At 37.2% G+C, this 11320-nt stretch carries 10 protein-coding genes; all 10 read right to left on the bottom strand.

The window, feature by feature from the left end:
- Positions 1-281: 281 nt before the first annotated feature.
- Positions 282-839, bottom strand: a complete 558-nt coding sequence (locus tag BLS33_RS05255; protein ID WP_089886283.1) for a hypothetical protein — start codon at positions 837-839, stop codon at positions 282-284.
- Between the two features lie 205 nt (positions 840-1044).
- The gene (locus tag BLS33_RS05250; protein ID WP_089886281.1) at positions 1045-1539 is read right to left on the bottom strand and encodes a competence protein CoiA family protein; all 495 of its coding nucleotides are present in this window, start codon (positions 1537-1539) and stop codon (positions 1045-1047) included.
- A 33-nt stretch (positions 1540-1572) separates the two neighbouring features.
- Entirely contained in the window at positions 1573-1662 is a 90-nt protein-coding gene (locus BLS33_RS25410) for a competence protein CoiA family protein (protein ID WP_143017574.1), read from the bottom strand.
- Between the two features lie 1045 nt (positions 1663-2707).
- Positions 2708-5446 (bottom strand): CHAT domain-containing protein, encoded by a 2739-nt coding sequence (locus BLS33_RS05240; RefSeq protein ID WP_176801337.1) that lies wholly within the window; start codon positions 5444-5446, stop codon positions 2708-2710.
- A gap of 293 nt (positions 5447-5739) precedes the next feature.
- Positions 5740-6867 carry a tetratricopeptide repeat protein gene (locus BLS33_RS05235; RefSeq protein WP_089886276.1) on the bottom strand — a complete coding sequence of 376 codons (1128 nt, stop codon included), beginning with the start codon at positions 6865-6867 and terminating at the stop codon, positions 5740-5742.
- Positions 6864-7334 (bottom strand): RNA polymerase sigma factor, encoded by a 471-nt coding sequence (locus BLS33_RS05230; RefSeq protein WP_143017573.1) that lies wholly within the window; start codon positions 7332-7334, stop codon positions 6864-6866. The genes BLS33_RS05235 and BLS33_RS05230 overlap by 4 nt, the downstream gene beginning before the upstream one ends.
- Before the next feature lie 214 nt (positions 7335-7548).
- Entirely contained in the window at positions 7549-8538 is a 990-nt protein-coding gene (locus BLS33_RS05225) for a DUF4407 domain-containing protein (protein ID WP_089886272.1), read from the bottom strand.
- A 13-nt stretch (positions 8539-8551) separates the two neighbouring features.
- Complete coding sequence (locus tag BLS33_RS05220; RefSeq protein WP_089886270.1) at positions 8552-9121, bottom strand: hypothetical protein; 570 nt, start codon at positions 9119-9121, stop codon at positions 8552-8554.
- A gap of 936 nt (positions 9122-10057) precedes the next feature.
- Positions 10058-10531 (bottom strand): DUF6730 family protein, encoded by a 474-nt coding sequence (locus tag BLS33_RS05210; RefSeq protein ID WP_089886266.1) that lies wholly within the window; start codon positions 10529-10531, stop codon positions 10058-10060.
- An 11-nt stretch (positions 10532-10542) separates the two neighbouring features.
- The coding region (locus tag BLS33_RS05205; protein WP_089886264.1) for a relaxase/mobilization nuclease domain-containing protein at positions 10543-11320 on the bottom strand (778 nt) is incomplete at its 5' end.

Raw genomic sequence — 11320 nt, 5'->3', positions numbered from 1 at the left:
TTTATAGAGGTTTTGTAGTCCTACCCTTCGAGCAACTTTAAATCAAAAAATTCAAAAAATAAGCAACAGACACTAACAAAGTCCCAAATCTTACCATAACCTGACCGCGCACGGATCCTGTGGAATTTTTGTAGTGTTCCGGCAGATAAGCGTCAAGCAAAAATTCCATAGGGCGCACTTGCTTACTTAAATTTAGCACGAGGTTTCTTTTTCTCAAGGTTCGTGACCGCGCGACGGCAAAAATAAAGGCATGGGGCGCTTTTTAGATTTTACTTGACTCATTAATCTACATTTTCAAAGAATTTGATGGCATATCGACAATAGTCTATTATCAATTCTTTATCGGTTTCAAATTCTTTTCGGCTACCAAGCCAATTTCTACATTTTTCATGAATTACTTTACCTGCTTTCAACTCTTTATAGGAAATACATTTAATGTGTTTAGGGGAAAGTAAAACAAAGAGAGCATTTTCAAAGGGGTAATCGCCATAAGACTCAATATCCTTTATGCTAAGACTACCATTCTTTCTAAATTTAACTTCAATAAAATGTGCTTGCTTGTCTTTAAAAACTACAAAATCTGGCATTTGGCGAATATTCTTTGAGACATCACCTCTAACACCTTTCAATAAATCGGAAATACCTGGTATTGAATTTTCCATCCCGTACTTAAACACCTGAAAACCCAGTGAAATAAAAAGTTGTTCAACAATGGTTTCTGCAATTCTACCCTTGATTACTCCGGACACCCATGGGTTTCCATTCTGTTTTTGAAAGCAATCTTTGCAGTGGCCATTATTAAATTTGGTATAGGCCCCACATTCGATACATTCTGGCATAGATTTTAAAAATATTGTTGAAGTAATTATTATTCTACCAAAATAGAAAATACCGAACAGTTTAGCAATTGTTAACGGTATGAATAAGGAATTTTCTTATACAATCGAGAAAAAAGGGTAGTTTGCTCACTTTTCCAGCCATGCCCTTTTTCGAAGGTCGCATTCATTTTTTTGCATGCTTTGGGATCGCGTAGACTGAAAAATTTTAGGTCAGCCTTACCCCTTTTGCCATTTGCTCGTTATAATATTCGTAATCCCCTCCGTATTTATCTATAAAACTGGCTTTGGAGACAAATTCCCCTATACCGTGTTTTGCTCCCATTCCCTCTTTGATCCAAAATAAGGTCTTCTCCCCAAAATCAATGAAGACAGGTCTCTTAAACATAAACCAGCACTTTCGGGCATAATGCCAACAAAAACGCTTTTTGCCTTTTTGATCGTTCGTTAAATTGTGTTTAACATTCCATTTATAATTGTAGTCGTCCAGTTCCCTAATAAAGAAGTTGTCTTTGAAATGGACTCCATTTATGAGCCAAATCATGCGTCGACCGTAGAATTCCTCTCCTTTTCTAATCACGTCCTTTTGGATAGGGGAGTTTTGAAGCTCTATTACTACCTCGCTTTTCGTAAATATATCGGCTATATGCCATTTATCATTCTTCCTAACAACAATCTCGGCATTATCCTTTCCAAACGTCATTTTCCAATGTAGATGCCAGTATGATTCAGGCTCCTACCATGTGTCGCAATTTTCATCCCTGAAATGAGCCCAATGCCATACTTTGACCTCTCCGCATTTGGACAATACCCGGCCTCCACACATTGGACATTTGCCGTTTGAGTTTGGTTTTGGCCCTACTTTTACGTTATCTACGATAGCTCAGAACATACTTCGCTAAATCAGACAACAAGATAAGGAATAAGAAAAAGGCCTAAAGGTTCAGATGTATAAATCTAAAAAATTTGCCAAAAGTGCACATCGTTGAGAGGTTCAGAAGGTATCGATAAAATTTAAGTGTTTAAAATTTCCATATTAACAAGGATTTAGTTAAATGGTTATATAAGATAAATGTGCTATTAATTGCCTCATCCCAAATCCTTAACCTTAAAGTTTGCGCCTGGATCGTGTGGAATTTTTGTAGTGATTCCGATAGAAAAACGTAAAAGTAAATTTCCATAGGGCGCACCTTACTTTTGATTTGGACAACTATCTTTTCCTTAATCCATTTCTGGTATGATTCGCAAAACTCTGCCTTCTTATCAAAGTGTCCTCTCAAGTTTGAGATTACCCGTTGCTCATCTTCGGTAATTGTTATTTCTGGGAAATTCCTTATTTAGGTTACATCCAAAGACTGGGCAAGTTTTGTTTCAATCAAAGCCCATGAATAAGAAAAAATTAATATAAGGGTTACCTTATTGGGACTAGCGGTATAAACTAATAAAACCATTAGTTCAGATGAAAACACATAACTTAAATTTACCGGAAAGCAAGAAGAAAATAACTTGGAAAGTTCAGAGTGAAAAACTCCACAAATCTGCGGAATTATCCTATCAGCATTCGACACATTCCTTCAAGAGGTCACGACAGAGAAACATTTCGGACAAGGATATTTCCTTAGCTATAGAATATGGCGAGGCTTATTTTAAGCAAGGCATGATATTTTATGTTATAGGAGAGAATTCTATTCCTAGATACCTGAACTTAAAACATAGGCCCAAAAATATTGTAATCATCGTGTCTGGAAACTCTAATTGCTTGATTACCTGCTATCGATCAAAAAACCCTTTTAAGCATATAAAGAAGAAACAAAATCATCTAACGAACAGGCGGATAGATTTGGCCGCATAGTTCATGACGAAAGAGCGAATTAGTTTATCAACTCAAAGCCAGCCCAATAATAGGGGTCAGGGTATTTTATACTTATTTCTCTCTGTGCCAATTTAAGAGCCTCATTTTTTGGAGTCCCATTGACATAATAATCGTAAAAACTAATCATAAGTTCAGAGGTTTGTTTATCGGGAACTTGCCATAGGCTAACAATTATTGATTCGACCCCAGCAATTTTAAATGATCGCTGAAGCCCAAACACCCCCTCACTGCTCATGATATCCCCTAACCCACTTTCGCATGCTGAGAGCACCACTAAATTAGTATTGGAGAGATCCATTTGTGAAATTTCCATACCCGTTAAAAGCCCATCATTGCCATAATTACCACCCTTTTTGCTGTTTACTCCAGCTAGAGCCAAGCCAATTCTGGCAAGAGGATTACTGTTTGAGCTAAGTCCTTCATTTACACCAAAAATATCTTGAGCAAAATAATTTTTTAAATAATAACCATGTGTTGCAAGATGTATGATGTCATAACTTCTCCCGTCAAGGTTTTTAAAGGTTTTTTCAGTTGCAGCTTCTTTAGTGAATATCTTTGTGTGAGCCGCCACACCTCTGCCGGAAATAACACTATCAATTTTCAGCACCTCATCTTCAGTATATTCCAAATTGGAAAAGGTATTTATGCTATACGGGGAACGGCCTTCCATTTTTTTTGGGGTTTCTTTATCCTTTTTCAGGCCATAGTCTATGCCACCAAACAATGCTGCATTAATCGTCCCATTTGAATCCGCAGCGTTTTTTAAGATATCTCGTGTACTACCAAATATTTTATAGGATAAGGGACTGCCTTTAAAAATTGCAGGAAATGATAGGTTGTGTAATAATCCACTAAGAGATATCAACAACTCTTTTTTGGAATTGATAGCGGACTCAACAGGAGCAATGATAAGGCTATAAAGGGAATCTGCTTTTTGCACGTATAGCTGATTGATGCGTTCTTTACTATTGCCTTTGACATTAAGGATTGATTTCAGCTTTTCTTCTTCAAAAAGACGTATTGCCTTTGGGGCGGGCATATTTTTTTCTAGAACAAGCGCATAATAAATTACCTCTTTAGTGCCCAATTTTTCTACATTAATAAATTCAACAGCTGCTTGAGAAGAGTCAAGAGAATTTGCCACCTGTTGCCAATGGGTTTTTTTCGTTTTGAATGGAATGTAATCGGAATCTTCTTTTATGATTTTTAAGAGCTCTAATTCTCTTTTGTGATTATCTGATTTTTCTTCGTTGGAAAGATTTGATATAGATTTTCTATCCATTATATCAGCATATTGATTTTTTATTTTTTCATTCGCAATTTTTAAATACGCTCTCAGATTTTTCCTTGCATCTAAGGCAAAATTTTTGATTCCTAGCACATTATCATAAACAGCTACATAGGCCTTATCAGAATTCTGCTCGAGATATGCCGAATTTAATGCTCCCAGATACTTGTTCATATAGATCGCATAGTATTCTTTTTCTTCTTCTGTGAAGGCCACAAAACTTGTGTTAATACTCTCAAATATAGATTGGCTTATTTTCTGAGCAAATTGATAGTCAAAACCTTCAAGTTCACTTTTAATTAGCAGCTTATAAAAGAGGAGCTTCTCATAGACTCTTCTGATTTTAAAGCCAGTTACCTCCATGAGACTTAGTGCCTCTTCCACATACGGATTCGCTGTTTCAAAATCTCCAATGTTCACATAGTAATCGGCAAGAGCAAAAAGGTCTTGAATGTACTCTGGACTCTTCTTCCCCGCATTTTCTCTTGATATGTCGAGTTTTTCTGTAAAGCAAAGCTCAGCCTCCCGAAGCATCTTGATTTCAATTGTCGTATCCTTATGGGAGGAGAAAAGGTCCAAAAAACTAGATGATATTAATCTTTCATCACCCTGCCCATAATGACTCGCAAGAAGGAGGTATTTGCCCTTTATACCTAAAAATTGGCTTTTAAATAAGTCATTTTCGATTTTATCTAAGACAGTTTGTGCCTCTACTAAAACATCAGCTGCTCTTGTAAAATTTTCGTGATATAGGGCGTCAATAATTGCTAGGTTGAGCAACTGGAAATAGAATGGTGAATCAAGCTTGTCAGGACTTTGTTCTCTAAATTTATCAAGGGATTCTCGATAAATATCGAAAGCTTTTTCATGGTCTCCCACTGTTATCGCTCTATTGGCCTTAAGAAAAAATCGAGAAAAAAGGACATCTTGTATTTCCTGAGAATCTATATCAGCTTGAAGCTTTTCAAGGGAACTATAGTAGTCATCGGCCTTTGAATATTCCCCTTGAATCTCGTAAATATGGGCGATAGACGATAGTGGATAAATCTTTAGATCTGTGCTTTGGTCTTTAATTAGATTGTTTTCAACAATATCAAGAGCTTCTTTAAACTTTTCAATGGCATTCTCGGGCGAATCCAGTGTATTGTATAGGATATCGCCATAATTGATCGTTGCGCCATATAGTGAAAGCAAGCGTTGTTTTTTGTCATATGACCATAAACGATAAGTACTAGTAAGAAGAAAGAATCTGGATGGGTCTACATTTGATTCCCTTTCATATGATTTTTTTGCATACCTCACTGCTTTCTGAGACTTGCCTTCTTCCAAATATTTCCTAGTTTGATTTATGTATCCATACTTCTTGGACAGATCGGAATTTAGAAAAAAACTAATGCCATTTGACCAAAAATGATTAAACAAGGACATGAATGATATAAAAATCAACAATCCAATAAATGACAAGGCACTTTTCTTGTTTACCTTTTTGGTGAAAAACCCAACAATGAAGTAAAAAACCATCACAGTAGCGACTATAAGAATTACCAAAACAATCACCACCGTAATTAGCGTACTTAAGATATCAAAGAAGTATCCGATTCCAAAAAATCCTTCCGGGTTCGCAATGTACCAGGAAAGGTGAACAAGATTTATTGCAAAGTATATCAATAGCGCCAAAACCAACCAGAAAGTTATCCGGTTCAATATTTCTTTCATGATGTAGGGGTTAATTTATTGAGAGGTTAAGGCCACCTCATCTGTTGAAGAATTATTTTTGCTTCCTCACTATATTCCAAACCTTCGCTAATTATCGAGTTAAAAATCTCTCTTGCCTTTTTACGTTCCCCCATTTTCAAATTGGCTAAAGCCAAATTATACTTCACGGCCCCCTTGATTGTTGATTCTTTATCCTTCGCAAGGTTTTCTAATGTAGAAACGGCCCTTTCGACTTCATTTGAATTTAAGCTTGCTACAGCCATATAAAATTGCAGTTCTGCCTCGTTGTATTTAGAACCCTGTTTTTCAAAAATCAGTTTTGCTTTATCAAAATTCCCTTCTTCAAGTAGACGCAATCCATTTACGATTTCTTCTTCGTCAATAATCGAATAATTAAGTGGGCCTTCTTCTATTCCTCTTGTAGAAGGATCCACGCTGTATTCCTGTTCATTGTCTTGCTGTAGACTTGATTCTTTTAAGAATCCCTGCCCTGAAAACTCATTAAACAACTCTTCATTCGACTTTTTCCCAGGCTGCCATAGGAAGAACCCAAAAATAATTAAAGCTGCAACACTTATAGTGTATTTTAGCCAAGGAGTGATTATTGTTTTGCTTTTAGAGGGTGGTTCTGAAACCGCTGCTAATGGGAGTTCGGTATCCCAATTTTTGAATTGATTTCTAAGTTCCTCCCTTGATGCTTCTGTAATAACATCCTGAATCAAATTGTCCTCAAACTCGAACATCAAATGTCCTTCCTCCAGTTTTTTTTCATCACCCAAACGCGGTATTTCTTCTTTCCGTCTAAGCCCAAGGTCTTCTCGAAAAGAATGTATTTCTAACTCAGATAGGAAATATTTGTTGTTTTTTTCAAGGAAATATTGGATAGAAGGATGTTTTTTGCCTTTTGAATAGTCTAGAGCCAGACGTCTTATAAATTCTACATATAGATTTGGCAATTGATCAATTATCTGCTCAGGATGTTCAAAATTCCGCTCTATGATTTTATTAAGGTAATCTCGATCCTGATCGTAGTTGAGGAAAGCATCTTTAATAGCATCCCAATTAACCACGTCACTAGAGACATCAAATTGTGGTTCCCTACGACCAGCGTCATAGATTAATTCTTGAACGATATTGAGCGCTGGGTCTATCAAGTTACTTGAAGTATATAATTAGTTGCTATTTTCTTTAATCGCTTTTGACATTTGCTTTTTTGCACTTTGGTGGTTTCATCATTCTCATAGCTAAAGAAATCTGTCAATTGTTTGATAGAATTTTTTTTGTACCAAAAGAGCTTCAACATTTCAGCACATTTCCCTCCTCCTCTAGAAAGCTCTTCAAACGCCCATTTGAGGGCTTCAAATTTCCTATCCTTTATATTTTCTTCACCTAAATCATCAGAGATGTTGGGGTCAAAGTCACCCTTTATCTCTGTATGCTTGGGATTGTCTCTTAGTTTTTTTAAGAGCATGTTACGACAAACTGAATTGACATAGGTTTGAATAGAGCAGCTTAAGGTAAATGAATTGTCTAGAATTTTTTCATAGAGTACAATTAGGGCATCCTGATAGATATCATCTAAAGAGACCTGAGGAGTGCCTAGATTTATTTGTTTTCTCATAAACCCCATAGCAAGGGGCTTGCAAGTCTTATAGACACCCTCGAAACAGCTTCGATCATTTCGGATGAGAATAACTTTTTCTTGATCGATGTGAGGCATATAAAAACAGAGACTTGAAATCCTTTCGGAGTCAAGTTATAAAAATTTCTGTATTCCAGTGCACTCTGAACCTCTTTTGGCAATTCCAAAATTTAAGCGAATCATACAAGAAAGACTAAATTACAAAAGAGGCATCTTCATTTTCTTTTACTAAACGGCTCACTGCCCTTGTAGAACTTAGGTATTTTTCTGGCTGTATAAATCTGGATTTATTTTCAAGTACTTTCCGTATATTTTCCTCTTGAATCTTATCCTTGGCTATTTCAATCTGCTCGTCAATAGATTTTCTGCTACTTACTTTTACAATGATGACAATGAATTCAGTCAAGAACAAGAGGCCTGTTATTATTAGATAAACCACCTTCATATAGCTATTGGATGCGATTAGCTCATGAAGAGCCTGAATGCGCAACAACAAAGAATTTCCATTAAAGTCTTCTGCTACTTGGGATTTTGCAGATTGTACAGCCAAATTGTATTCGGCTTCTAAGGCATTTAATCTAGCATATTCCTTCTTATAATCCTCTCCTAGTTGGTTGGCAATCTTCTCCTTGAGATCAGTAATGCTACTTCTTCCTCTAATGAGGCTTCCACAAGTTCCATCGGCCTCACATCCAGTTCTTTCTAAAGCGGTGAGCCAATTTGACTTTTTCTTGTTGACAATGGCCTGCAGTTCATTTACCTTGTCAAAGAATCGATTATCCATATCGTCAACAGCCATCTCTATTGATGATAATTTGTATTGCTCTATTTTATTGTCTATGTCATTTTTAAAAATCACTTGATCCATTCCAACGGCTCCTAAGGATGCAATCAGAAACCCTAGTAAAATTCTAAACAAGACAATAAAGAAATTACCATTGGACATTAGAATGGTTCTTTCTATAAGAAAAACAATGGTTCCTGTCATTAGTCCTGTTACAGTCGCTATAAGATAAGTTTCTCCAAGTACATTTCTAACCAGTAAGAAACTCATCAACGACCAGAGGATTACGGGAATAATCAAAGCAGTGCCTTTGAGAACGACACTTCTTTTTCCGCTTGGTTGAAATGTTCTTGTATATCTAGGGTCTTCCCCGATTATTTTGCTATAAAATGTCAACATAATTAACTATTAATTAAATTCCTAAGTGTGTGTTAAAGAGTTCTTTTTCTGCCAAATAATCTTCCAGCCCTTGCATAAATCCAAGATGATACGTGTGTAAAGCCGGCATGACCCACCCCTCCTCTTCAACGGATAAAGCCTTTTGTTTTTCTAGGTTTGCAATGGCTGAATCTAATGCTTTAACGACATTTTCTAGTTGACTTTTTATGCTATCTGAAATTCCCGATACCTCCACAAGGGTGTTTATCGATTTAAGCTTTCGCTGCTGTTTTTCCTGAATTAATTGATCTACAATAAACAGGAACTCTGATTTGATTTTGCGCTTGTAGATCATCAGGGCCTGGTTTGAATGTTTGGTATAACCATCATATTGGCCTCGAGACATATAGTCTTCTTTGAGAAAACTCTGTATTTTACCTTCTTTGGTGTTAAAAGTTTCAATTAATTGAGCAGGCGGATCAGTATCTATAAATAATTCCCGAGATGGAATAATGGTCGGTGATGTTCCATCGCTGATGTTTTGTGATTGAACTGATAGATCGTTTTTGTTTCCTTTTTCGAAAAATCTTGAGAATAGTTTCATTTGGCTTTATTGATTAGATTTTATAAGTTGGGATTTGATATGTTTTATGTCCTTCTTTATGACAGCTATCGCATAAGGTGATTAAGTACTTATCTGGATAGTTCCAAGGTTCCTGATGCCTATTTTGGCTAATGATAAAATGGTATTGTCGATGGTGTACCTTCAGGTTTTGATCATTGTCGCACCAAGCACATTTAAATTGATCCCTGGTTAGGATTTTCCTTCTTTTGGTTTTCCACCGGGGATGATTCAACAAGGTTTGATAGTCTGTTTTCATTTGTGTTTAATTCATTTTCTTATTTATACCGAGAAATTGAAAAGGTAACCCTTGAATTCTTTTCTTTTTTTGAAAACATTGTCTCGCCCAACCTAAAGGCAATCAACACGCTTTTCTAAGAGAGAATACCGTGACGGTTATCTTGGCACCATAAATTTTGATTTGGTATTGGAGAAGGAGCTATTGTAAACCCAAGAACCCAGGCCGGGTCTGCCTAACGAGATTTAAACAAATTATAGTTGTCCCTTCGAAATGAATTCCCAAAGTAATAAGAAATGGAAAGCAAGGGGATGGGAGATTTTGACTATATCACCGATGAGGATGGTAGAACTAGTGTACAAAATAATGGCGTAATTCGGTAAATCGAATCTTTATTCGGATTACAAGTCTTCTCTTTTATAAAGGTTGACCTTTTTCGATAAATGTATTTAGGAGTTTCCGTAGTGTTCTTTGGGACATATATATCTTCCCAAAAAGTGTAAATACTTGAAAGATTCGTGTGGTATAATTATTTGTTTAACCAGCTTTCTGTTAAATCAAATTGATTTGTATATCCTCATTATCCCAAATCTTACCCCAAAATTTTGCGCGTGGATCCTGTGGAATTTCTTCCGCGTTCCGGTAGATAAGCGAGAAGAAGAAATTCCATAGGGCGCACCCTACTTTTGGTTTGAAATACTGTCTTTTTGCTTTATCCATTGCTGATAGTCTTTATAGTGCTCGGGATATTGGTCAAAATAGTCTCTTAACTCATGGATCACCTGCTGCCCTCCATCGGCAAAGGCCCTTTTTTGTATATCGTCTATTCGGGATACCTTAAATGCCAGATAACCAATAATGACCAAGGAGATAAGCCAAATCAAAAATAGAAGCCCAAGATTTAGTTTTGGAATCAACCTTGCTTTGGAAATCTGTTCCATAATATCGTCAATAGATTCTTGAAGCCTTAAAGTTTTGACCTTCTCCGAGTTCAGGTGCTCCTTGAGCAAATACTCGATATCCGAAGTATCCGGTTTTATGCTGATATTATCTACATTTTGAGTCAACCGCTCCAACCTGCTAATGGACTTATTGAACCCGTCCAGCTCGTCGGTGAGCAATTCCATAACTTCGTCCAGTTTTTTATATCCCATAGCTTTTTGTTTTAGTATCCGATTCCTCTATCGATGGCCCTTTTGATTGTTTTTTTCAGCATATTTTTGGCCATGCTCGAAGCCAGGTTGGCACTCATTTCCAAGGTTTTTCCCAGTACCTGGACCGATTTTCCTACCCCCACTGTTTTTCCCATGCCCCTGTTTCTTGAAAGTTGCCCCATTATTCTTCCCCCGGACAGGGAACGGTGCACTTCGCTTGCCTTGAAGTTATGCCCTTGGTATTTAAACCGGAATCCCTGTAATTTGTTCGCCCTGTTGATACTGGGGATAACTTCTACGTTCCTTTCTTTCATTGCCTTGATATAACCATCGAGCGTTTGTGGCCTTTCGTTTTCCATTACCCTATGGTGTATATCCTTTATTTCATGGCGTATGTGTATGGAATCCAGTTCCTTTTCCAGTTGTACCTCTTTGACGGTGGTCAGCCCCATGTCCTTGGCCACCTTTTCGGCGGCCCATTGGCTGCGTTTCCCTATAAAACTGTCATTGTAGGCCTTGCCATCAAAATCGATGCGGTTGACGTATAAATGGACGTGGGTATGTGCCTTGTCCCTGTGGACAAAAGCGATGGCCTGCCGTTCCCCCAATTGCATTTCCTTGATAAACCTTTGGGTCATTTCCCTTAACTGCACCTTGGTCAGGTTCCTTCCATCTTCTTGGGTAGGGCTAAGGACAAAGCTCAGGGTGTTCTTTTGGCAGCGCGTGTTCTGTTCCTGGATAATCTTGAATTCTTCGGTCACCTGTTTGGAATCGTTTCCGGCCAAATGT

Origin of the sequence: Kriegella aquimaris (genome assembly GCF_900103215.1) — a bacterium.
Classification (GTDB): Bacteria; Bacteroidota; Bacteroidia; order Flavobacteriales; family Flavobacteriaceae; genus Kriegella; species Kriegella aquimaris.
The sequence above is the reverse complement of the archived record's forward strand: the minus strand, read 5'-3'. Positions and strand labels throughout refer to the sequence as shown.

Excerpts from the sequence above, each read along its gene's own strand:
- BLS33_RS25410 (WP_143017574.1), bottom strand. The coding sequence starts at position 1,662 with ATGTGTGGAGGCCGGGTATTGTCCAAATGCGGAGAGGTCAAAGTATGG.
- BLS33_RS05230 (WP_143017573.1), bottom strand. The coding sequence starts at position 7,334 with ATGAGAAAACAAATAAATCTAGGCACTCCTCAGGTCTCTTTAGATGAT.
- BLS33_RS05220 (WP_089886270.1), bottom strand. The coding sequence starts at position 9,121 with ATGAAACTATTCTCAAGATTTTTCGAAAAAGGAAACAAAAACGATCTA.
- BLS33_RS05210 (WP_089886266.1), bottom strand. The coding sequence starts at position 10,531 with ATGGGATATAAAAAACTGGACGAAGTTATGGAATTGCTCACCGACGAG.
- BLS33_RS05225 (WP_089886272.1), bottom strand. The coding sequence starts at position 8,538 with ATGTTGACATTTTATAGCAAAATAATCGGGGAAGACCCTAGATATACA.
- BLS33_RS05255 (WP_089886283.1), bottom strand. The coding sequence starts at position 839 with ATGCCAGAATGTATCGAATGTGGGGCCTATACCAAATTTAATAATGGC.
- BLS33_RS05250 (WP_089886281.1), bottom strand. The coding sequence starts at position 1,539 with ATGACGTTTGGAAAGGATAATGCCGAGATTGTTGTTAGGAAGAATGAT.